The organism is Anaerostipes amylophilus (assembly GCF_025567365.1).
In the GTDB taxonomy this organism is placed as follows: domain Bacteria; phylum Bacillota; class Clostridia; order Lachnospirales; family Lachnospiraceae; genus Anaerostipes; species Anaerostipes amylophilus.
Genome location: NZ_JAOQJG010000002.1, coordinates 118,739 through 143,328, shown reverse-complemented (window position 1 = coordinate 143,328; position 24,590 = coordinate 118,739). Strand labels below are relative to the sequence as shown.

Genomic DNA, 24,590 nt, shown 5'->3' with positions numbered 1-24,590 from the left:
CTCTATTCTCCCTTCTTACTCTTCAGGTTCAAATTCATTGATCGCTTTGGCAACTTCTTCAGTTGTCTTTGCATTCTTAATGAATTCGATGTTATCTTCATCTGAGATAAATTCAGCCATGGACTGAAGTTTTTCAAGATGAAATGTGTCATCTGTTGCTGCCAGAGTAAGAACAATGTCTACTGGATCATTGTCACAGTCAAAACAGACTGGCTTGCTTAATGTGATCAAGCTTAATCCTGTTTTCTTAACACTGACATCTGGTCTTGAATGTGATAGTGCAAGTCCTGGAATGATAACAATGTATGGTCCGTTTTCTTCCACACATTTGATCGTCAGATCAATGTAATCTTTTGTGATGTATTCACTGTCTACTAAAAGCTGTCCTGATTTGATCATGGAATCTCTCCAGTCAGATGCTTCAACATTCAATTTGATGTTTCTTGCTTCGATTACTTCACTCATTTGTTTCCTCCTAATTAACTCTCCATATTTTCTATGCTGCTTTATGTGTATCTCCTTAAGTTGTTTACATCTTATCATTCGCTGCACATCTGTGCAACAAATTCTCATGTTTTGCACATATGTGCAAAGTGGGTATTTTTCATTGACATCCATAAATATATTGTTCTTACATAAATACAATCCATCTGCACATATGTGCAAGATTGTATATTTTGTTCATAATGCACAAAAAGAGAAGCAACTCATAGATTCACTCTATCAGTTGCTTCTCTTTGATAATTATTATTATTAAATTTTAATACATTTTCTGGTACAAACGATTCATCTTTCCACGAATGTCCTGATATTTTTTTGTATTCTCCATGACTGGATCATAGATCTTTAATGCGTCCTTTTGTCCAGCCAATTTCAGGGCTTCCTCATAACCAGATGCCTTTCCGCTTTCAACCATTGTATTCACCCATGCACCGATGATCCCTGATTCACGTTTCTCATAATGTACAAGTTCTCTACCATAGACATCTGCCTGAATCTGATTGAATGCCTGACTCTTACTTAATCCGCCGCCTATCTGAATCTTCTCTGCCTTTCCAATCTGTCCCTCCACAATATCTAAATTATTGCGGATCTCATAGACAATTCCTTCTAGCAAGGCTCTTGCCATATCTCCTCTTGTCGTACTGAGTGTTACATTGGTAAATGATGCCGTTGCCTGCGGATTCCACTGTGGCGTTGCTCTTCCCTGAAAAAACGGAAGCAGCATACAACCATTTGCTCCCGGCGGGGATTCATTGATTTCTTCATCAATCTTTTTATAAATATCCCCTTGAACTTCTTTATAAAAATTCCTGCGAAACCAGTCAAACGCAGCACTACATGTAAGAATACTTGCTTCTACGATATATTTTCCTTTTACCGCAGAATAATTAATGATCGGATTTCCTAAAATAACCGGTGGCAGTTTTTCTGTGATTCCGATGATAAATGCACCGGTTCCACTTGTCACCTCAAGATCCCCTTCTTTGTAAATTTCCATTCCAAGCGCGCTACACTGCTGGTCACCGCCAGCAGAATATACGGGAACTCCTGTCGGTATGCCGGATGCTTTTGAAAATGCCTCATTCGTATACCCATGAAGTTCTCCAGGATCAATAAGTTCACAAAGCTTGCTCTCTTCCACATCAAATATATCAAGCAATTGTTTATCCCACTGTCCGGTTCTCAGATTCATCAGATGGAAACGGCTGGCATATGTTCTGTCTGTCTTCATCTGTCCTGTCATATGATAAAACAGATAATCAGCTACCACAAAAAGCTTATAGGATCTGTCATATATTTCTGGTTCATTTTCATGAAGCCATGCCATCTTGCTCCCTGCAAAAACAGGATTTACCATCGTTCCACTTCTTCGTATAATGTCTCCATCGTACCCAGCAAGTCTCATACATGTCTTGATATTCCTCTTATCCTGCCACATCACAGCATCACATAATGCATTTCCATCCCGATCTACTGGTATCATTGATGTTCTCTGTGCCGTCAATGAAATCATCTCAACTTTGTGTCCATGTTCCTCACACCATATCTGAATGTTCTTCGCAATATCATATAATACACTTCTCCATATCTCAGGATTCTGTGTCACATAAATCGATAAATGAAAATCAGGGTGGTATTTTTCCTGAAACTGGCATAGAATATCTGCCTGCTCATTCATCAATACACCCCGCATGCTTGAAGTTCCCACATCAAAAACAAGGATTCCCATCAAAGACCTCATTTTACTGCTTTTGTTATCTGTTAATCTTCTTAATGTACTAATCCGCCCATCTTAAACGACTCGATCAAAAGTTCTAATGTCTTTGGATCACACTGTCGGTATTTGAAATAATATAACAGCATCTCTGTATATTCCACCAACTTCTCCGCGTAAGCTTCCTTCACAAAATGCTTGCTGCCACACATCAGGCATTCATTGATCAACAGATATGCTGCAAATCGTTCATTTACAAAAATATCCCTTTCCTGATCAGAGTATTCCCGAAACTGGATTGGTTTTCTCTTAACGATCCATGAGATTGTATATGCAAACAATTTCTCTGTGCGGATACGCTCAATACTGTGAAATTCTTTTAAACGCATCACATCCATAAAATAATCAAGGATCACCTGCATTAAAATTCGTTCATTACAGTAAGCTACGTCAGAAAATCCAGCAATCTCAATAAATTCCATTGCTGTTTTCTGTAATTCCTCAAATCGTTCCCGGAACTTGTCCACTCCAACCTCATCAATCAGCTCTCTGTAATTCTCCATCTCAAATAAATTATGTTCTATCATTTGGGCTCCTTTATCATCTTTAACAGTTGTAGTTCATCCAGTTGCTGTTTATGATTTACGATCAGATTATTTACATCCGATTCTAAATGATATCTTGCCTTTGAAAAATACTCTGCCTGTGCCGCACCGGTAAATCCGGCTGATGAGTTTGGCAGTTTATCGATTTTGTGTTCTCCGGCAATGATTTCTTCCACCAATCGTTCGATCCGCTGTCTTTCCTCTGCGAATCCGTCATCATATCTCTCCATCTGGTTTTATCCCTTTCTTAAGATCATCCGGTTCATATAGCTCCCAGCATCAATTACACCATCTTTGGCTCTTGGAATCTGCTCTTGTTCTCTCTTATGTGGTTCTTTTGACATTCGCTCAAGATCATTGTAACTGTCCTGTGCAAAATATTTCTCCATATCGAACCAGCCTTCTTCTCCAAACTGAAAACATGTGGAAATAATCTCATCCACAGAATTTAACAATTCTGCCACTACGCTTGTATAGCGTTTAAGAAAATGATTATTCTCTCGATATGGGTATTTTACATAATGGTCAAACTCCGCATAAACTTCTTCTGCGATCGTACGAACCTGTACTTCAAAATAATATTCTTTATACTTAAAAATATAATGTTGGGAACGGTATCCCTTATCTGTATACTCTTTATGGATCGTATAATTAAAAATATCACGGTCCCCATAACGAATATAAGCTCTTGGCATCTCTGCCATACAGATATCATATCGGGGATCTTCGTCAACCTTTAATAAAAAATCATGCACTGTACGCCATTCTTCTTTGGATAAGATCAAAATCCTGACTCCCATCAGATCACGTACGATCCTTAAATAATTCTTTTCATTAATACTTTTATATTTTTGACGTTTCTCAACTCCAACTTTCCTTATAATCTTCTCAATGAGATGTTCAGGATTCTTACATCTGTTATGAATTGAATGTACATGAAAATCTATCTCTTTTGATATTTCTTCCTGTAAATGATCTGCCATCTTTTTCATCTCTGGCAGGCGGCTCTTATAGTCATCATAAATCTTCTCAAGCGTATCCCAGGAAAGTCCAGAATCCTCAAATGCTTCCTGTACTTTGTATGTGTTAAAAAATTTCTCCTGATCCAGCATGAGGAATCACCTCTTTTCATTATATATATTTATTTGTCTACAATCTTATATTTTTCAAGCAGTTTCACTCTCTCCATGCCAATCTGTGTACTGCTTTTCTCTCCCGTATTCTGTCCTGATTTCTTACGTTTTAGCAGATATTTTAAAATTCTTTGTATATATGCTACTGGTAACAAAAACGGATATTTTCTCGCATAATCATAGTTTGTCTTCATATATTCCTTATCAGGGAATAAGGATGCCGCAATACCGGAAGCGGCACTCGCCTTTTCATGTTCTGCCGCATTCAGTGTAATATTCGCACTATGTACGCGATTCATATCATTCTGTCCAAAAATACCACCATCCAGCATATCATCAAGCAATGCTGTACAGTCAATATCTATATCGGACGGCTTCGTAAGTCCCATCTCTTCCCATGAGATTCCAAGATAACAAACACCAATATCAAGCACGTTCATTGCAAATGCTTCCATATGATATTCCCGCATCACACTTCTTATCTCTTCCCAGTCAAACTGATCATGATAATTCTTTGCAAAATAAATCATATCACACGCCTGTCTGATTCCAAATCCACTGTGAAGAAAATGTTTGAGGCTGTGGCATACCAGATACAGGAAATGTTCTCTGACATTGAGCGTAAGTACCTTGCTTCCCTGAATCTCTGTCTCTATGCATGTATCAAAAGCATCTGCAAACAACTCATTAAAATGTCCATACGCACCAGACTCCTGTGCAAACAGATTCATATGCAGCTCCAGATATAACCCATTGGACAGATTCTTATATGGAACTTCCTGATAGTCTTTGCCTTCAATCAATTCATCTCTCATAAATCCTTCATTTCTCAAGAACTCGTCCATCTTCTGAAACTGTTCTCTCGGTATAAACAGATCTTCATCATTCGACGTTCTTAAGTCAGGATTTGGATATAGATTCCTGCAGACAATTCCTTTCACTACCAATGGTGTCAGACCATTCTGACGCATCTTATCAGATAACATCAAAAATAAAATACTCTTTCGAACCTGATTACCTGCCTGATCGATCGTATCCATCTTCCAGAAATTCTGAAATTCCGGATCACTTTCCAAAAAAGACGGATTAGAAAAAATCTGCTGATAGATCAATGGTGAAAGCTGCTGTTTCTGACTGATATCATAAACCCGGATCCATACATCCGTATCAAGCCCGTCGAGGTTATCACATTCTGTCTGTGTTATTGCACTTTTTAATATGTCTAAAAATACATTTGTCGCATTCATAATCTGCCACACTTTCCTTTGATATGTTATTTCTTAAGATCGATCACTACGATCTCTGGTATATTATTGAATCTCGGGAGTTTCTCTTTGTCACTTCCTAATCCTCTTGTAACGATCATATTCTTAACTGTCCTAAAATGATGAATTCCATCAACATACTTTGGAAACCATCCCTGATCTGCACCATACAAACCTCCCATGCCAGGAAGGATCACCTGCCCTCCATGTGCATGTCCACTTACCACAAGATCAATCTTCCATGTGTCTGCTGCCTGTCCAAAGATAAAACTATCTGGTCTGTGTGACATCATGATCTTAAATGCCTTCGTGTCTTCAAAATCCATCAGAAAATCTCTTAATCCAGAATTCATATCTTTCTTAGACATCTTTCCTTGTCCATCGACTGCGAAAGCATATTCATACAAACCTCCGATACGGATCGTATGATTCTTCACTTTGATATCTTCATAGTTTTTCTCCAAAACTACTGCTCCAGCTTTCTTTAATTCTCCATATAAATCTGAAGTCTTACGATCAAGATATCCCATCTCATGATTGCCCAAAGCATAGTAAACCGGTGCAGTCTCCTTTAGTCTCTTCACAAGAGTGATTACTGTTTGAAGATTCTTACTCTCTTCATTGATCATATCTCCATCAAAAAGAATAAGATCCGGCTTGCATTCTTTGATCTTGCTGACCAGACGTTTATTATTCTCTCCAAATGTACCATAATGAAGATCTGATACCAGAACAACCTTTACGTTCTCCTTGATCTTGTCTGATTCTATATTGTAATTCTTAACTGTTAAACATTTGTATGAAATAACGACTTCTATCACTATAAATAAAATAAAAATCATTAATAGTATACCCGTTATCTTTAATATCTTTTTCATCTAAAGTCTTCACTGCTTTCAAAAATGTACTCTTTATATTATACCATCGGCGTATCTATGCTCACAAGTATATCAGTAAAATTCTTTTGTCTTTCTTATGATTTTGTGAATTCTTTATGATTAAGACCATTTATCAGTTGAAAAATCAAAATATCGTGCTAAAATAAATCCTTAGATTTAATATGAATGATTTATCAAAAGAAGGTATATAACATGGAACAATCAAAATATTACGTTACTCACTATTTTAACGCACAAAATGCCGGCGGATTTCTGATCGTATCACTGATCGGACTGATCATTGTCCTTGCGATCGTTTTAATTGCCGCCAAATTACAAAAACATTATAAGATCAATGCAAAAAATCCAACGCCCCAAGAACTGGCACAAATTAATGAAACCCACAAAACTAAAGTTCTAAGCCGGATTGAAAGTTTTTATGAGATGGTATTTTCCAGTACTTCGGTGCTTATCTTCCTTTCTCTATATTATGTACTTGATGAAAGGATTCCACAGGCAGCCTTATACTGGCATAAATATCAGGACATTTTACTGCTTGCATTTTTAGTATGCTCTGTATTCCTGACTTTCTGGTTTGACCGTATCTTTGTCCACCTGAAAGTTATATCATCCAAGCAGAAAGCATCTGTAAGATTAATCTCTGCATTTTATATCATTCTGATCCTGCTATATATTAAGTTTATTTATAATGATTCAAATTATGACTCTTTAATTTTTTATTTTGTTATGCTTGCGATCGGACGTTTTGTTTATTTTGATTCCACCATTGAGGATATTAAGGATTCTTTATCTGGTGTCATGCAGAATTTCCCTTTATTAGTTTTAATGGGAATTTATTCAGGATTTATCTGCTGGTATGGATTCTATACGGATTTCTTATTAACTTCAAATGGCGTAATCATCAGTACTTTGCTGGCTCATCTGTTTATGGATGCTTCTATTTTTGTGCTGAATAAGACACGAATCGTGAAATTGTTTGTTTAAATCGAAAATTTAGCAAGGCTGTCACATAATGATTGATATGCTCCCTTCCAGGTAGACAAGTGAAATAATAAAAACTTGTCACTTAGGAGGGAGCATATTTTATGTCTAAAAGAAAAGTATCTGTTGAGAATAAGATATATGCTGTAAATCTATATCTGGATGGAAAAGAAAGCCAACAACGAATTGCCCATATGTTTGATGTAAGTCTCGCATCTGTCCAACAATGGATTCGAAACTATGAATCTATAGGAGCAAATGCATTTACATTGAAAGGGAATAAAAAATATTCCAAAGAATTGAAACATCAAGCAGTCTTAGATTATTTAGCAGGCTATGGTTCTCAAGATGATATCTGCAAAAAATATGGAATCCATTCAAAAGGTAAGTTACAAACTTGGATAAAGAAGTATAATGGTCATGAAGAATTAAAATCTTCTGGAACAGGAGGAAGCATTATCATGACCAAAGGAAGAAAAACAACCTTTGAAGAACGTGCTGAAATGGAGGCATCTTTTTTAAAAAAACTCGAAGAAATAGAGAGGAGGCGAGGCTAAGCCTGGTCCGTCATGAACATATATATCAGGTAATCAAAGAAGAACACAAAGAACATAATTATCCATCCAATCACTGCACTTTGTAAACTTGGTAATGTTTCTAGAGCAGCTTATTATAAATGGCTACACAGAGAAATTCCTAAAAGTGAACAAAAGAATAAGTTTATTGCCGACGAGATAGAAAAGATTCATACAGACTCACCGGATAAAGGCTATCGAAGGATCAGAGATGATCTGGAACGATATCATGGTATTGATGTAAACGATAAACGTGTGCTACGCATTTGCCGTAAACTTAATATAAAATCAACTATCAAGTATTCTAACAACGGATGCACAAGACAGTAAACGCTTGCAAAGGAATCTCGGAATTTTAACGCCAATGGAAAAACACGAAATTTACTTGCAAGCTGCATAAAAACTGCCAGCAGATAAATTTCTACTGGCAGGAAAAATTTATATTTTTTCAATTGTCTACTTGACGGGGAGCGGTTCAATCTTCACAAATCCTTCCATCAAAACAATTTGTATCCATTCCACCTAATGGTATATCATCATAAGCATAATCAAATGTAACACAAATCATCTTATCCACTAGTTCTTCATAATTTATATCTGTAAATTCTCTTGGAATTTTCTTGCGTGAAAACACTTTATGATACAACCCAAATATTTGACTCGAACGATTAATTTTCAAATTATGTTGAACTAGCTCTTCTGCTTCCTTGCTAAGCCATAATTGTTCTTTTAATACACTTTTCCAGTTATTTTCCACAGAATCTGGCAAATTTGAAAGATACATACCGATTTTTTTGATATACATATTCGATTAATTTTTCCATAGCAATTCAATACAAGATCTTTATCCTATCTCCTGTGGCTTAAGCTGTGTATATCTCCTACGTCTGATTCTAAAATTTACAGGACTTTACTCCATCTACAATTAACTTTTCTATCTGATTTATCAATATAGATATAACTATACAAAGAACGAGCATTCCTACAAATATTAAAGCTGGTTCTTTTAATCTGAAAATAAAATTTTTAAATAGTACCAAATAAAAAAACATATGTATCAACCATATATTTGTTGAATGTTTTCCTAACAATAAAAATAATTTTTCCATCCACTCTGGTTTATCCCATAAATGAAAACACATTAATACTATCATACCTGTAATTGGAGCAACAATTAATGATTGTACAAAGCAATGAAAAATAAAAGTTATTGCTACACAGATTAGCAAACATAGATTTTTCATTTTGATTTTCATATAAAAATTTCTTATTTTATCTATAACCAAATATTTACACCATATTATTCCCAAGATAAATGCAAATTGTGATCTTCCAATCAAACATAACTGATTCCAAATCCATGCTACAATGGAATTGGAAATATTTAAAGTACAAATAATCTCAAAATAATAAAAAATTATATATAAAATGCCACTAATACAAATCAATATTACAGGATTCAATTTATCTGCAAACCACTTCATTATTGGATATAATAAAACTAACCAAATATAAGTTAATACAAACCACCATGCTCCATTATATGACATCTTGTACAGTAACATATTCCCCATAAAATCACTGATCGTTTTAGGAATATCTGGACTATGATACCAAATTCCAATCACTGAAAAAAGAATAACAATCATCCAAAAATGCATAATAAATTTAGGAAGTCGTTTTATTCCTTCTCCAATTTTATGTTCTTTTTCATACATAATTTGTTGTGCATACCCACTGCAAAAACAATAAATAGGAACACAAAAATCTCCAAATAATCCTATATAATAAATTAATGGTCTTCCCCCTAAAAATATATGCACATTATATGGAAGATTATCAATTCTACAAAATAAATGTAATGCCACCATTCCTATAATTGCTAATCCTTGTGCCATTTTTGCATCTTTTTTTGTTAACATATTTATCTCCAATAAATTTTAATCCTTATCTGCTCTAATAATTTTCTTCACTCCATAATATTTGGCAATTGCAACATTCGATTACTAAATTCTTAAGTTCCCTAGGACCTTATATTTTCTTAAGCTTGATGGAACTTGTTTCTTTTTTATCTTTTAAACTCATTTTTAATCTCTATTGTTTATTATTTGACAAATCCTATTGTTTTTTCTAATTTTTCTCTCATTTCACGTTTTCTTTTTTCATCAATATTTCCTATAATATATTTTTCATCAAACACTGGTACATTATCCATTATTTTTTTATTTTCATACATGTAATTATTATATTCTTTAATAACTCGACACGGATTTCCTATAGCTACACTATTCTCTGGTATATCTTTTGTAACAACACCATTCGCCCCTATTATTACGTTATCGCCTATTGTTACTCCTGGTAATATTGTTGTATTAGCACCAATAAATACATTATTTCCTATTCTTACCCTTCCAATCTTTGTATAACCTAATGTATTTTTAGTACTTGCATCATGACATAAAATATAAACTCTTGGTGCAATTGTAACATTATCTCCAATCTCAATGAGCCAACAATGACTCCAATCTAATATAACTTGATCCTGAATATTATGATTCTTCCCTATCTTAAGTCCATTCTCAATTGCTATTTCTAACTGAGAACGATCATCAATTTTCAATATATTCTTTCTAAACCATAAATAAACTTTCATTAACATAATTCTTTTCCTTTCCAAGTAACGTCGCTTATGGTTATTTAACTATTAACCCCTCTAAACAACAATTTGAGATATCATCTTATCGATTGCTTTCACAAACTCTTTATTATCATACTCATGTGGATAATCTGGAAAATTATCAATAATTTTATCAATATTTTCAACATCATCAATAAAAGCAATATAATCCAAATCTTTAATCCACTCATAACATCCCTTCATTTTGGGACTTTTGCTATTGATCACGATACAATTTGTTCCTGTAATTGCTGCGAATACCATTCCGTGAAGTCTATCCGTAACTACTAATTTAGCTGATTTGAATTCATTAAATTTGCGTTTTAATTCTTCTTCTCTCTTCTCCACGGATACATCATAAGATAAAACCGTATTGGATTCTTTAATATTGTCTCCATAGATATCTACTAATTGCTGTTTTAACTTACCTTCTTGCTCATCAGTTAATGTTCGCTCTACATCATTTCTCATACACCATAGACACCCATTTCTTTCTAAAGTGTTATGGCTTTCATTTAATGTAAATACCATATCCGGAACTAATTCAACACTTTTGTATGCATCTTTCATAATATCGTATGAAATTCTTTCTCTTGCACATAAATGTAAGTTCCTATGGCTGTTATATATTTTTTTTGAAGTTTCAAACTCTTTTCGTGCATAGTCATCATTTCCATAAAAAATACTATTCGGAAATACATAAATTTTAGAATCGGGATTCTGTATGATAATCGCTCGATTCATTTTTTCGATCAATGGCCATAAAATTCCAAGATTTCCTCCACCATTGATTAATATTGTTGCATGATTCAAAATTGACAAATATCCATATTGTTCCAATTCATATAGTTTCTTTCCTGTAATCTCATAATAATTGATTCCTGCTTTCTTTAGCAGAATGCTTTCTGCATAAGCGATCGCATGATCCCCTAAATTTGCATGTTCTGGTGTAAAGATTAAAAAAACTGGATTTTTTGTACTCTTTTTATATTTCTTGATCGGATTAACCAGGTTTATCTTGTAATAAATCTTCCATTTTATATATGATATGGATATGTATATTTTTTTTAATAATTTATTTTCCACACATACTGCATATATCTTCTCTTTTATACTCATTATTTTCCCCTAAATCTTTTTAATAAATTATAACATTTGGTCCAAAATCCAGTTTTTAAATAAAATCTAAAATAATGCTTATCAATAATCAAATTCATCATGTGATATTGATCCTTTTTCATTTTCACATATTGATTATTTTCTAAATTCGGAAATATTTGCTTACTATACTGATATAGCTGTTTCATCTGTTTTAAATTCATACCAGCCATCAATAATCGAAATGCTGAATAATATAATACATGCAATGCGCAATTCCATTCTAATTCTGTGTAAAATTCTTCAAACTTATCATTCTGTTTATAAAATTGAATCACACTATCATATGCTGTAATAATCTCCATCATTCTTTCTGTATTTGTACTATGTGTGATACTGTTTGGCTGTTGCACATAATAATAAAAAACTTCTTTTAAATAACCAATTTTTGTCGCATATGCAGATAATTTTAAGGTTGTTGCTAAATCTTCATACCATAACTTTTCAGGAAATTCAATTCTATGCTCTGTATATAAAGTTCTTCTGTATGTTTTTACACAAGATGTTGGTTCAAACAGAAGATATTGCTTTGCGTTTAATGATGTATATTGATCCTGATAATCTTTTACACTGACTTTCTCAATTGTCTGCCCGGATTCTGTCACACGTTCACAATCAAATGCCAATATATCTAGATCTTCTTTCTTTAGATATTCATTTAAAGATGATAACATTTTTGGTGATATGTAATCATCACTATCCAGAAAAATAAGATATTCTCCTGCCGCCTCTTTGATTCCTGTATTTCTTGCTCCGCCTAATCCTTTATTTTTCTGGCGGATTATTTTTAATTTTTCTGTTTTCTTTTGATACTCATTTAAAATATCAATCGAATTATCTGGTGATTCATCATCTACTGCGATGATCTCATAATCATCGAACTCCTGATCTAAAACTGAGTCCAGACAGCGTGGTAAATATTTCTCGACATTATATACGGGTACAATAATAGAAAATTTCATTGGTATCTCCTCTCTCGTCACTATTTAAGCAATATGTAATAGTCCTTTGATTTTTTGTAGAACTCTCTGTACTAATTCCAACAATGCTTTAAACTCTGGCATTCGATGCATCATTACAATAAAGATTAAGTTTGGTACTAAGATACAAATGATACCCTTAATGATAATCTGCACAAATAAAGTCATTTTTACCAACTGACAAAGCATATATGTTGCAATCGTTGCAATGATTAGAGAAATAGCAAACCAAACATATTTCAATATGTACTCTTTAAACTTACGTTTAAATCCATGCTTATAAATAACATATGGTTCATACCATGTATTTGTAAATAATCTTGCAACCGCTGTTGCCACAAAGATTCCTAGAATTCCGTATTGTTTTCCTAAAACAACATCTCCTATTAAGTTTAATACTGCTGTAGAAAGCAATATATACTGACCATATTTGAATAACCCCATTGTACTCTTATAAATTCCTACAATATTTTGCATCCCTAACATATAAAAATTAATAGCTAAAATAATAGGTATTGTTTCAGGCATAATATAATTTTTTCCAAAGCAAAATGCGATCACATCATTTGCAAGTACTATGATTCCTACAAATACCCAGCCATATATCCAGAAATTTGCTAAATTTAAAGTATTAAAAATGCTGTATTTCTGTTCTTCATCCCCTACTGCATTCAAATTTCCAACACTCGCTGTAATACTTGTAAAGACTTGCGTTACCAAAGATGTCAGCATATTGATCAATAATGTATAATTGGATACTAATCCAGTTGCGATCAAACCTTTAAAATAAGTGATTACAATATTATCTGTATTATTTACCAGAATTCCACTTAACTTTGTTACTGTTAATGCTTTTATATTTTTAACCAAATCCCAAATCTCTGCTTTTTCAAGTTTTGGTGCTTCTTTATCTGTGATATATGGATAATCTTTCGCTGCTTTTCTTGAGATCAACGCATTACTTAAAAATGTAAAAACTACCTGCAATACAAGATAAACAATGTAATTATGCGTAAGAACTAATGCTATAATCTGAGCAATATTCTGCACGATCACAACCATATAATTCATCGCAACAACAATATAATTTCTTTGATTCGCCATAAAAATAGAACAGCGATAACTGAAAAAATAGCCGCTAGCTGTACTAAACAAAAATAATACATATAGAAAATATATGTTTTCATGAATATTTGGCGGTTCATTAATAATAAATTTTAATACTGGAATTAATGCTAAACCTAAAATTCCTACAACACATCCAATTGCCTTATATGCCGTACCATAAACTCTCATATATGAAGCAATCTTTTTTTCATCTTTCTGTGCAACTGGCCTGTACAATGCATAAATCATTGCAGTTCCAATTCCTAACTCTGTCAATGATAACATTGAAAGGATATTTCCAAATAAGCCATTCACCCCTAAATAGTCTGCACTCAATTGATGTGCAAATACAATTCGACAAATAAAACTTAAGATGATATTTAATGCATATCCTCCCATACTTGCCGCTATATTGACAATTGAATATTCTGTCCTTGAACGTTCTGTCATTCTTTTCTCCCACTGATTTTTAATCTATAATGTCACTTATTTCCTTCATTCTTCGTTCTAGCTTAAAAAATTCTGATCTTTTCTTGATATCTTGCTGATACTCGTCAAAATTTTCTTTTGCAAAAACTTCTTCCAACATTCTTTTTAATCCATCCTCTGAATTTTTACAGATCATTCCACAATTATATTCTCCAAATAATTCCTTCATTCCTGCACAATCTGTAGTGAAAATCGGTTTTTGTAAAATCATCGCTTCTGTTGCAACTGTACTAAAACCTTCTGATCTGGATGAACATATAAATGCATCTGCTGCTTTGATATATGGATATGGATTATTCTGAAATCCTAATAATTCTACATAATTTTCCAGATGATTCTTCTTGATATAATCTTCTAATTTTTCTCTGTCGCTTCCTTCTCCTAAAATTCTAATACAAAATTTAAAGTGGTCTTTTAATTCATTTACTACATGTAATAATCTGTCATACCCTTTCTGATCTACCAAGCGACCTATCGTAACAAAATTTTTGATATTTGATGGATATTCTATATCATCCATTGTGGCTTTTTGGTTGATTTCTATATCATCTACTGGATTGTACTGTACACTCACTGTATCACTTATATCCATTCGCTTTTCAAATGCTTTTACTACTTCTTCTGAAACACCTAAGATATTATCATATTTTTGATAACATTCTTTTTCTTCTTCTAGACTATGATAAGCAACCTCTGTCCATGGATTTTCCATTAGATCAATATGTACCCAGGCTATCTTTTTACTATCTTTATTATTTGAACCTGATATGATCTTTGTAGCGTATCCTTCTATAAATGCCACCTCTACATCATATTTTTCTTTTATAAATCGCTTATAAAAAGTTTCTGGACTATCTTTTTCATATCGCCTTAAGTTAATCTTATTTTTTATCTTCGTAATAATCTTTGAAATTTGTCCTGTGCTCTCATCGATTCCACCAAAAATATATTTATATTTTATATTTTCTGGATAATACTTATGATCAATCTTACACTGATTTACAGAATATACTGTAATATCATATTTACTTGGTTCCAAATTGTTTAATAATGTCTGAAATATTTTTTCTGCACCGCCACCGTACATACTATTTATCATAAATAAAACTTTTTTCTTATGCATTTAATATCCCTTCTATCTCTGACATTCTCTTTCTGATTGTAAAATCTTTTGCCCTGATCTTACAGTAATCTATATATGGGCTGAAATCTGCTTGTTCTAATACGTTATGCAGCATATCATAAATTCCATCTTCTGAATTCTCACAGATGATCCCGCACTGATATTCTCCAAATAGTTCTCTCATACCTGAACAATCTGTTGTAAAAATTGGTTTATTTAAAATCAAAGCTTCTGTTGCCACTGTGCTGAATCCTTCTGCTCTTGATGAACATATTAAAGCATCTGCTGCTTGAATATATGGATATGGATTTTCTTGAAATCCTTTTAATTTAAAATAATCCTGCATTTGATTTTCTTTGATATATTGCCCGATATCGTTTTTCCCTTCTCCTTGTCCCAAAATCCAGACTTCAAATTCATATCCTTCTTTATGAAGCTTATAGGCACTAGAAACTAATCTGTCAAACCCTTTTGCTTCCACAAATCTTCCAATTGCAATAAATTTGACTTGCTTTTCATATTGATCGTTGATAGGTTTCTGTGCCAATTTTTCAATTTCCTGTGAATCCACTGGATTATATTGAATCTTTGTCTTTTCCTTAAATTCATTTCCAAACTTTTCACCAAATACTTCTTTTACATATTCTGATACAGCAAAAATTGTATCAAATTTGCTATAAATTTTCTTATGCTCCTCAAAATTAGAATAATTGTCATCTGCATGATTATTCTTAATCATATCTGTATGAATCCACGCATATTTTTTTGAATATTTATTTGTTGAATTTGCTACTAATTTTGTTACAAAACCTTCTACAAATGCTATTTCAACGTCATATACATTCTTCACATATTTTTTATAAATTTTTGCACAATCTTCTTTATAAATCTTCCTATAATCCACTTTATACTTTATTTTATCAATTGGATTTGTTAATTTTTCATATTCTGGAAGCATTGAAATAAGTGTACAATATTTTTCTACTTCTTCTACATAAACGCCTATTTTTACCACTGTCAAAACAGTAATATCAAATTTTGTTTTATCAATATTTTTTACAATTGTGCTAAGAACTTTTTCAGCTCCACCACCTGATAGACTTTCAATGACAAATAAAACTCTCTTTTTCACCCTTTTATTTTCTCCCTAATCTTATTCATTTTCTTTGGACCTAGAATTTTTGATAACTGTTTCTTAATTCTTTTTTTTACCTGCTCTTTTTTTGACATCCATGATACTGCAAAATGATGAACACAATAACTGTTTTCTGTAATGTTATAATGACAATTAATATAGTCATATGGTGAAAAAAAATCTTTTGGATAAATCTTAATTCCTTCTTCTAGCTCCTGGTAATGATTTTCTTGCACAAATCCTTTTTCCATTAACATATTCGTTAATTTTGTTACATTCGTACCTGTATTTATCTGACCATTTTCATCTAAAAACCTAATATTCTCATATAACTTTAAAAATTCTTTTACTAAAGGATGACCTTTCTCAAATGCCATAAAACTTGTCGCAACATATTCTTTTTCTTCCATTCCAAGTATGCATCTAGTATTTAATAATGAATTAAATGATTTTAGTACTTCAACATCCGTATCCATATAAATACCACCATATTGATATAATGCTTCAATTCTTGCAACATCACTAACAAATGCATACTTTCCTTCTGCATATGCTTCTTTTGTGTATTTTAATTTTTCAATATTGAAATTGTCTTCGTTCCATTCCATCAATTGATAATCTGGAAGAAATTTTTTCCAACTTTCAATACATTTTTTTACACTGTCTGGTTTCTCTTTCCCTCCAAACCAACAATAATGTACAATTTTGGGTATTGCCATTTTATCAGTCCCCCATTAATTTATATAACTTTTTCACTTCATCTTTACTGCTATAATCTCTTTTTTGACAGTTTTCTACCAGTTTTATTCTCAATTCTCTATCCTGTATAACTTCGACAATTCCATCTGCACATCCCGAATCATCTAATGGCACAATCACTCCATCTATTCCATCTTCTAGCTGGCTATCTGAAGATGGAAAATCTGTAATCACCACAGGCTTTCCAAGCATTTGTGCCTCTAGAACTGTTACTGCCTTTCCCTCATATCTTGATGGCTGTATGTAAATATCACATTTTTTGATATATGGATATGGATTTGCTTTTTTCCCAAGAATAATTACTTCATCTTCCATTCCTGACTCTTTGATTTTGTCATGAATCAATTGTTCATCTCCACCATATCCAATAATAAACCATTTAAAATTGATATTTTTTTCTTTTATTTTTTTTGCAATTGCTGGAATATGATCAAAATTCTTTGCATATGCAAATCTTCCAATAGAACACAAACAGATTTCCCCTGATTTTACTTGCATATCATCTGTAATCTTTTCTTTAGACTGCATTCTGATTAAATGTTCTGCATTTATATTTGATATTTCAATAATCTTATCTTTCAATTCTGGAAATACCTTTAAAAATCCTTCGGTACACTTTGGAGAAATTGACGCAATGTAATCATAACGACTCCACATCTGTAATTCTGATTTTACATCTAAAAGGTAATTTGAATAATCCGTATGTATCCATGCTAATTTAACTTTTGCATCTATTTTCTCTGCTACATAATAATGAGGTGTTAAAAAACTAATTGCAAGATCATAAGTCTTATTAATTGTTCTTTTCACACATGGTATTGTATATTTATGACTATATTCCAACATTACCATGCTTTCTTGTCCATTCACATTCTCTTTGTCAAATTCTAATGCTTTCCGCTTTCCTTTATATCTTCCCCATGCCATAGAAAATTGTCCTTTTTTTATAACATTAGAAAAAGGAATTGCCAACATAGACATTTGTTTATCTTCTGGCAACAAGTTTACTTCTTCTGGAATATACTTCAATAATTCACCAGTATGTCGATATAAAAATAAGTCTACCTCATAATTTTTATAATCAATTGAATTTAATATACCTAATAAACTCCGTTCTGCACCTCCTAGCTCCATACAATGAGATGCAATAAAAATCTTCTTCATTTTTTATAATCCTATTCCTACTGCTTGTATAAAATGATGATATCCTGCTCCAAATCCTAAGCTAATATGCATTTCATAATAATAGTATACAAAATATAACCCAAGACACATTAAATACATAAGTTTCGTATTTCTCTCATCAAACATATATCTCACACACCACGTTATCAAAATAATCATATATACCGAAAAGTACATATTAAATCGTGCATAAATCCAAAATTTCGTTGCTAATAAAATAAAAATCAGATTTATCACCGAAAAATTAACAATAATATTATAATATCTTTCTCTTCCCTTAAGAAAATCTCTTCCTAAATATGATAAAACAATTGGTACAGCCATTACCATAACTCTGATCATATTCGCTCCTGCACCTGTTGAAACTAAGACATTCTTATACTCACCATATTGAGTTTCTCCTAGCAATTTAGCCATCATTGGTCCTGATACTGGATATGTCACAAACAATGCGATTCCTATAAATAATATCCATTTTGTTGTATGTCCCCAAGCTGGCTGATCTACAATAAAATACAATATAATAAATACCAATGCAGATTTATGAATCGTCGAACATATCAATACAACCGGTATATATATGTACCATTTTCTTTCATGTATTAATGGAAAACAAAAAAATAAAATTGCAGATGCCAGATACTGTCTGATTCCATTCATAGTAACTAGGTAGCACCCTGTTGTAATAAATAAAAATACTGATAGTTCTAACAGTTGTGAATATTTATAATACGTAATAAAAATTAATACAATCGTTATTAATGATGTTACAAAAATAAAAACATTTGGATTATTTACAATTGATTTTAATATTCCCTGATAAAAATAGAATCCTGCATCCTTTTTTCCACTAAACAGGAGTTTAATCGATCCTGCTATTGTTGAAGGAGCATCCGTTTTATATCCTTGTATATATGTGGGTGTATCTCCTATTCCACTTCTTAGTCCTGCAACAAGAACTAATATTGCTACTGACATAAAAGAAAAGAATTTATTATATTTTTTTGTATAATATCCATTTGAATATACTGTCTTTGCATTCATCCCTGCTACCAGACATAATAGATAAGACGATGCCAAAGTTATCCACCATACTGTCATTTATATCACCTACTTCTATTTTCTCACATTATGTTTAATATATCCTGTCAACAAAATTCCTGCTGGAATTGCTAATATTGTCATTCCCTTTTTCGGAGATTCCTTAATAAAATGCTTATTATGTGCTATCAAACTGCTTGAAACATAATGAATACATGTTTTTAAATTTTCCTTCCATGTTTTATTATATCTCATATCAATCTTACGAATAAATGCAAACCCTTTTGGATTATTATAATATTGACGTAGCATATTGTAGCTTGATCCATCTAATTGATATTCTACATCACAAAGCACATCGTTTAAAACCAATAACTTATAATCTTGATCACATAATAAATATTTATATCCTAATGAAACATATCTTTCTCCTTCAAATACTGGATATGGAGGGTATTGTTTCATTATACTTGTACGATATACAAGCTTTTTATCGCCTTTTCCTCCATTTCTGTAGTAACCAGACAAGGTAGTTTCTTTCAAATTTTCTAGAAATTTTTCTCCTATAATATTTCCATCCAAATCATCATCCAAGCCAATAATTCCTGCATATTTTTCACTTCCATTTTCATTCCAAAAATCAATGATTTTCTCTATTGCATTCTCTGAAAGACGATCATCTGAATCAATACATACATTTAATTCTGTATCTATCAATTCGTATGCCAGATTATGTGCTGTATGCATTCCTCCATTTTTTTTATATTTATAAATAATTTCAAATCCGTTATCTTTATTCAACCATGAATCTACAAGTTCTTTTGTATTATCTGTCGATCCATCATCTATAATTAGCCATTTAAAATCTTTACATTTTTGTTTTAACATACTTTCATAGCATCGCCCTAATGTATGTGCCCGATTGTATGCCGGTGTGAATACTGTTAGTTTAACTTTTTGCTGCATTGACGTAAAATTCCTCCAACCACTTTGCATTTTGTTTAATATCAAATCCTGCTTTTACAATTTCTTCATACATATCTTTCTTTTTGTAATCTGTACTTTCTGAAATCACAAAATCACTCCATGCCTTTGCATCTTTTTCCAATGAATATATCCTTACATTTTCTGTAATACAACATTCTCTTGGAATCGTATCTGAGATAATACATAAATCACCTGCTGCCTGAGCTTCTACCATTGTTACTGGTAACCCTTCAAACAAAGATGGAAATAAAAATACATCAAAGCATTTCATGATCTGATCCACATCAGATCTGACACCCAGAAATCTGACTTGTTCTTCTAATCCTAATTCTTTCACTTGATTTTGTATTTCTTCTTTTAATTCTCCTGTTCCTACTAATAATAAAATTGCATTTTCTTTTTTTGTTTGTATTTCTTTAAAAATTTCTATCAAAAATTGGTGATTTTTTTGTTTAAAAAACCGTCCTACATGTCCAACTACAAATTTATTTTCTAGATTCAATTCTTTTCGAATTGCTTCTTCTTTTTTGCTATCATATCGAAATCTTTCAGCATCTATCGCATTATTCAACTGAATAAATTTATCTTCATTTTCTTTCCCAAACAACCAGTCACCAGATTCTTTCCCACACATAAACATATGTGTAAGATATGGCATCATTCTCTTCTTAAAATAGTTACGTACGATCATTTTCCACTCAAAACCATGTGGTGCATTATGTGCATGACAGATTCTTACTGGAATTTCTTGTCTTGTTGCTTCTCTTAGTGCAAAATATCCCAATTCCGACATATGTGAATGAATAATCTTATATTCTTTATGTTCTTCAAAAAATTCTCGAATCTTTTTTTTATACAAAGAAAAGTTTTGAGGATACATTGGCGGCATACGATAAATTCTTCCACCTAGATCTTTTATTTCTTGTTCATACGCACCTTCTTCTTCCCGATGAACAAGAAAATCGAATTGTACTTTCGCTCTATTTATTTTTCGATAATAATTCATGACCATGGTTTCTGCTCCACCACGATTCATGATCGTAAATAAATTTAACACCCTTACTGGTTCCATAACTTCTATCTCCCTATCATCTTCTGAATACAAATCAGCATTGCATACACTCCACATGCCATATTATGTTTCGCAAACCAATAAAATATCTTCCAGTGAATCGGAAAATACTTTAGTTCAAACTGCTGATATGCTTCTCGATATCTTTTTGTTGATAATATTTTCTTGATTTCTCGATTCTTCTGCTTTTTATCGCTTTCCATCAGATTCAATCCTTGTCCTAAAATTCCAAGGCATATTCTATTGTTTACTGCTGTCACATAACTTTTATCTAAATGTTTGTCTTTTATATATTTAAACATCAGATCATACATATGATTCCATTGATCAAATAATTTCTCTTTATATTGAGATGTAATTGAATTCTCATTATATTTTCTATAATGATAAAAATACTTTTGCATATATACCACTTTATGAAGATGTTCAAATACTTCTAAATTAAATAATCCATCTTCATATGTACCTATTTCTCGAATATCTGTAAATGCTATTCCATTATCTTCAATGACATCTCTTCGATATAATTTTCCCCATACCGGACACAATGCATCTGCATTTTCCACCTGTGCAAGTTCTTCTCCAAGCAGTCCAAAAAATCGACGGTGTAATTGTTTAATCGAGTCTCCTTGAAATATTTTTTCTTCTTCCTCAAAAATATCTTTTGGCAAAAAATTTTCTTTAAATTCACGAATATAACTCCACATTACAAGATCTGCTTGTTGTTCTTCTGCTTTATTATATGTAATCTCACAAGTATCTACGTCAATCCAATCATCCGCATCTACAAACATCAGATATTTTCCTTTTGCTTTACTTATTCCATAATTTCTACTAAGTGATACCCCTTCATTTGTTTTTGAAAAGATTTTGATCCTAGAATCTTCTCTTTCAAATTGTTTTAATATTTCATAAGACCCATCGTTTGAAGATCCATCAATACAAATAATTTCGATATCTTTTAATGTTTGTTGCATGAGGCTTCTCATACATTGTTCTATATATAATTTTGTATTGTAGCATGGTACGATAATTGATATTTTAACCATATATTTCTTCTAACCTTCTCACTGTATTTTTAATATCAAACTGATCTAGTAATTTAGCATCATAGCCTTTTTTATCTCTATTGTCTAACTGCTCTGATATATACACAGCCCATTCTTTTGCAGTTTTTTCTAATGATAAATATTGGCATAATCCCACATTTACTTCTTTTGTGATCGTATCTGAAATAAAACATTCTAATCCACTTGCCTGAGCTTCTATCAATGTTATTGGCAATCCTTCAAATAATGATGGAAAAAGAAAGAAGTCATTTTGTTGCAATAATTCTGGGATATCTTCTCTTCTGCCAAGAAAATGAATATGTTTTTCTAAATGTTCTTCCTTCACCCTCTCTTCTATAGGTTTTCTCAGTTCTCCATCCCCAACCCATGAAAAATTAATATCCTTTCTTATATTTAACAACTCTATTAAAATTTCTAAAAGAAAAAATGGGTTCTTCTGTTCACCAAAACGTCCAATTGTCATTATGTTTTTTCGTTCTGTTTCTTTTATTTTATCATGAAATCTAAATTTTTTTAAATCTATTCCATTATATAACACTTTGCATCGAGCATCATTTTTCCAATTTTCCCCATATAAATAATCATTCGCTAATTCTGAACATCCAAGCATGTTTGTTGAATATTTATAAATCATTTTTCTCATAAATATTCTATATGTCCTAGACATGATTTTCTTCAAAAATGACGTACTATATTGACTCTCTGAATTATGTGAATGACAGATTCTAACAGGAATTCCTGCTTTCTTTGCTGCCATTAAATTTATCCCATTAAACAAATCCATATTACAATGAATCACATCAAATGGTCCTTTCTCTATTAAAAGTTTTTTTAATTTTTCATAATGTAATTTCCATTTTTTGATTCCATCCAGATCACAGGTTCTATAAATTTTGATTCCCTGCTCTAACACTTTATCTTCATGGAACTGGTGAGTCTTCCCATTATTGTCTAATGCTAAGATAAATGTTATATCATATTTTTTTCGATCTAAATGTGATACAACATTGAGTACAAAAGCTTCTGTTCCTCCTGCTGCCAATCCATGTAATACATACACAATCTTCTTTTTCATCTATCTTACCCTCTTTTCATTGATCCATCGAAACATATTATAAGTTGCTGGAATATGATAAAATATTGTAAATAAAATTTTAATTTTTTTGTCTATTTTCTCATTTTTATAAAAACTTTCTTCTAGTTTTTTATTATTTTCCTTGATGAGATAAGTAACTTGATTTTTAAATTCTGTATTTCTTGCTCTATACCTTGAATTAAAGATGAATTTATATATTTTTATCAACGGATATTGAACATATTGTCCCTCATATTGTTGAATATATTGTTCCATCCAGTAATAATCTTTTAACACATTATAATCACGAGTTCCATATTCTGAATGACTTACAGAATCACTTCTTTGAATCCAATGGTATAAATCCTGTTTTACTAATTTAGCATATTTCGCATCTTTAAAATATTGACAATTAAAAACCGTATCTTCTGTTCCTGATGATTCAAACTTTATCCTTTTCACAATATCTGTTTTATAAATTTTATTCCATACAACCATATACTTCCAGTCTGTTTCAGAGTTTGAAAACATTCCTTCATATAAATCTTTTTTTGTCAAACAACATACTTCACAATCTTTTTCTAATTCTTCAAGATGATAATTTTCTGTTCTAACAGCCCCACACATAATTAAATCTAATCCATCTGATACCATATGATTTAACATGATTTCGTACATTTTAGACTGAATAACATCATCGCTGTCCATAAAGGTTATATATTCTCCAGTTGCTATATCAATTCCTGCATTCCTAGCACCACTGATTCCTTTATTTTCTTGACTGATCACACGAATCCTCTTATCTTTTGATTGATATTTTTCGCAGATTTCTAAACTATGATCTGTACTTCCATCATCCACTAAAATAAGTTCATAATCCTTATACGTCTGATTTAATACACTTTGAATACTATAATTTAAATATTGTTCTCCATTATACACTGGCATAATAACTGACAATGTAATTTGCTTCCTTTTTTCTTCTACCATACTCTTTATTTCCCTTATTACGCTAATTTCAGACTTATTTATAACTAATCTTGGACTTATTTTAAA

The 24,590-nt window shown here is 31.9% G+C and carries 26 protein-coding genes; 3 read left to right on the top strand and 23 right to left on the bottom strand.

The annotated features are described in order from the left end of the window. Nucleotides 1-15: 15 nt before the first annotated feature. From OCV53_RS03180 to OCV53_RS03150, 7 genes are all read right to left on the bottom strand, one after another. The gene (locus OCV53_RS03180) at nt 16-465 is read right to left on the bottom strand and encodes a PTS sugar transporter subunit IIA (protein WP_055196556.1); all 450 of its coding nucleotides are present in this window, start codon (nt 463-465) and stop codon (nt 16-18) included. A 295-nt stretch (nt 466-760) separates the two neighbouring features. Further along, entirely contained in the window at nt 761-2,233 is a 1,473-nt protein-coding gene (locus OCV53_RS03175) for an FGGY-family carbohydrate kinase (protein ID WP_055196555.1), read from the bottom strand. 41 nt (nt 2,234-2,274) lie between these two features. Further along, a complete protein-coding gene (locus OCV53_RS03170) occupies nt 2,275-2,805 on the bottom strand; it encodes a hypothetical protein (RefSeq protein WP_022374187.1) in 531 nt (176 codons plus the stop codon). Further along, nucleotides 2,802-3,053 (bottom strand): hypothetical protein, encoded by a 252-nt coding sequence (locus tag OCV53_RS03165; RefSeq protein WP_022374188.1) that lies wholly within the window; start codon nt 3,051-3,053, stop codon nt 2,802-2,804. The genes OCV53_RS03170 and OCV53_RS03165 overlap by 4 nt, the downstream gene beginning before the upstream one ends. 6 nt (nt 3,054-3,059) lie before the next feature. Continuing rightward, entirely contained in the window at nt 3,060-3,935 is an 876-nt protein-coding gene (locus tag OCV53_RS03160; RefSeq protein ID WP_055196554.1) for a RelA/SpoT domain-containing protein, read from the bottom strand. 29 nt (nt 3,936-3,964) lie between these two features. After that, nucleotides 3,965-5,203, bottom strand: coding sequence for a nucleotidyltransferase domain-containing protein (locus OCV53_RS03155; RefSeq protein WP_055196553.1), 1,239 nt, complete (start codon nt 5,201-5,203; stop codon nt 3,965-3,967). Nucleotides 5,204-5,229: 26 nt separating this feature from the next. Next, the gene (locus OCV53_RS03150; RefSeq protein ID WP_022374191.1) at nt 5,230-6,099 is read right to left on the bottom strand and encodes a metallophosphoesterase; all 870 of its coding nucleotides are present in this window, start codon (nt 6,097-6,099) and stop codon (nt 5,230-5,232) included. Nucleotides 6,100-6,312: 213 nt separating this feature from the next. On the opposite strand from OCV53_RS03150, the gene OCV53_RS03145 reads away from it, so the two are divergent. From OCV53_RS03145 to OCV53_RS12505, 3 genes are all read left to right on the top strand, one after another. Then, complete coding sequence (locus tag OCV53_RS03145) at nt 6,313-7,104, top strand: hypothetical protein (protein ID WP_022374192.1); 792 nt, start codon at nt 6,313-6,315, stop codon at nt 7,102-7,104. Nucleotides 7,105-7,205: 101 nt separating this feature from the next. Then, the gene (locus OCV53_RS03140; RefSeq protein WP_055196552.1) at nt 7,206-7,658 is read left to right on the top strand and encodes a helix-turn-helix domain-containing protein; all 453 of its coding nucleotides are present in this window, start codon (nt 7,206-7,208) and stop codon (nt 7,656-7,658) included. Nucleotides 7,659-7,712: 54 nt separating this feature from the next. Further along, nucleotides 7,713-8,006, top strand: coding sequence for an IS3 family transposase (locus OCV53_RS12505; protein WP_148368912.1), 294 nt, complete (start codon nt 7,713-7,715; stop codon nt 8,004-8,006). A gap of 145 nt (nt 8,007-8,151) precedes the next feature. Here OCV53_RS12505 and OCV53_RS03135 read toward each other — a convergent pair whose 3' ends face one another. The 16 genes from OCV53_RS03135 to OCV53_RS03060 all read right to left on the bottom strand — a co-directional run bounded on the left by OCV53_RS03135 (nt 8,152) and on the right by OCV53_RS03060 (nt 24,524). Then, entirely contained in the window at nt 8,152-8,481 is a 330-nt protein-coding gene (locus tag OCV53_RS03135; protein WP_055196551.1) for a hypothetical protein, read from the bottom strand. Between the two features lie 88 nt (nt 8,482-8,569). Continuing rightward, nucleotides 8,570-9,598 (bottom strand): acyltransferase family protein, encoded by a 1,029-nt coding sequence (locus tag OCV53_RS03130; RefSeq protein ID WP_055196550.1) that lies wholly within the window; start codon nt 9,596-9,598, stop codon nt 8,570-8,572. A 182-nt stretch (nt 9,599-9,780) separates the two neighbouring features. Next, nucleotides 9,781-10,335: an acyltransferase gene (locus OCV53_RS03125; RefSeq protein WP_070097212.1), complete on the bottom strand. Its 555-nt coding sequence runs from the start codon at nt 10,333-10,335 to the stop codon at nt 9,781-9,783. 54 nt (nt 10,336-10,389) lie between these two features. Further along, nucleotides 10,390-11,472, bottom strand: a complete 1,083-nt coding sequence (locus OCV53_RS03120; protein ID WP_055196549.1) for a polysaccharide pyruvyl transferase family protein — start codon at nt 11,470-11,472, stop codon at nt 10,390-10,392. After that, nucleotides 11,472-12,473 carry a glycosyltransferase family 2 protein gene (locus OCV53_RS03115; RefSeq protein WP_055196548.1) on the bottom strand — a complete coding sequence of 334 codons (1,002 nt, stop codon included), beginning with the start codon at nt 12,471-12,473 and terminating at the stop codon, nt 11,472-11,474. The genes OCV53_RS03120 and OCV53_RS03115 overlap by 1 nt, the downstream gene beginning before the upstream one ends. 24 nt (nt 12,474-12,497) lie before the next feature. Then, the gene (locus OCV53_RS03110) at nt 12,498-14,048 is read right to left on the bottom strand and encodes a lipopolysaccharide biosynthesis protein (protein ID WP_055196547.1); all 1,551 of its coding nucleotides are present in this window, start codon (nt 14,046-14,048) and stop codon (nt 12,498-12,500) included. A gap of 19 nt (nt 14,049-14,067) precedes the next feature. Next, nucleotides 14,068-15,210 carry a glycosyltransferase gene (locus OCV53_RS03105; protein WP_055196546.1) on the bottom strand — a complete coding sequence of 381 codons (1,143 nt, stop codon included), beginning with the start codon at nt 15,208-15,210 and terminating at the stop codon, nt 14,068-14,070. Continuing rightward, nucleotides 15,203-16,342: a glycosyltransferase gene (locus OCV53_RS03100; RefSeq protein ID WP_055196545.1), complete on the bottom strand. Its 1,140-nt coding sequence runs from the start codon at nt 16,340-16,342 to the stop codon at nt 15,203-15,205. The genes OCV53_RS03105 and OCV53_RS03100 overlap by 8 nt, the downstream gene beginning before the upstream one ends. Next, complete coding sequence (locus tag OCV53_RS03095) at nt 16,339-17,064, bottom strand: glycosyltransferase family 32 protein (protein ID WP_055196544.1); 726 nt, start codon at nt 17,062-17,064, stop codon at nt 16,339-16,341. The genes OCV53_RS03100 and OCV53_RS03095 overlap by 4 nt, the downstream gene beginning before the upstream one ends. 4 nt (nt 17,065-17,068) lie before the next feature. After that, nucleotides 17,069-18,268, bottom strand: coding sequence for a glycosyltransferase (locus OCV53_RS03090; protein ID WP_055196543.1), 1,200 nt, complete (start codon nt 18,266-18,268; stop codon nt 17,069-17,071). A gap of 3 nt (nt 18,269-18,271) precedes the next feature. Beyond that, a complete protein-coding gene (locus tag OCV53_RS03085; RefSeq protein ID WP_172674541.1) occupies nt 18,272-19,333 on the bottom strand; it encodes an EpsG family protein in 1,062 nt (353 codons plus the stop codon). Between the two features lie 72 nt (nt 19,334-19,405). Then, complete coding sequence (locus tag OCV53_RS03080) at nt 19,406-20,296, bottom strand: glycosyltransferase family 2 protein (protein ID WP_055196541.1); 891 nt, start codon at nt 20,294-20,296, stop codon at nt 19,406-19,408. Continuing rightward, on the bottom strand, nt 20,280-21,389 hold the full coding sequence (locus OCV53_RS03075) for a glycosyltransferase family 1 protein (protein WP_055196540.1): 1,110 nt from the start codon (nt 21,387-21,389) through the stop codon (nt 20,280-20,282). The genes OCV53_RS03080 and OCV53_RS03075 overlap by 17 nt, the downstream gene beginning before the upstream one ends. Before the next feature lie 5 nt (nt 21,390-21,394). Next, nucleotides 21,395-22,438 (bottom strand): glycosyltransferase family 2 protein, encoded by a 1,044-nt coding sequence (locus OCV53_RS03070; RefSeq protein WP_055196539.1) that lies wholly within the window; start codon nt 22,436-22,438, stop codon nt 21,395-21,397. Beyond that, on the bottom strand, nt 22,431-23,534 hold the full coding sequence (locus OCV53_RS03065) for a glycosyltransferase (RefSeq protein WP_055196538.1): 1,104 nt from the start codon (nt 23,532-23,534) through the stop codon (nt 22,431-22,433). The genes OCV53_RS03070 and OCV53_RS03065 overlap by 8 nt, the downstream gene beginning before the upstream one ends. Further along, nucleotides 23,535-24,524: a glycosyltransferase family 2 protein gene (locus OCV53_RS03060; protein ID WP_055196537.1), complete on the bottom strand. Its 990-nt coding sequence runs from the start codon at nt 24,522-24,524 to the stop codon at nt 23,535-23,537. Nucleotides 24,525-24,590: the final 66 nt, after the last annotated feature.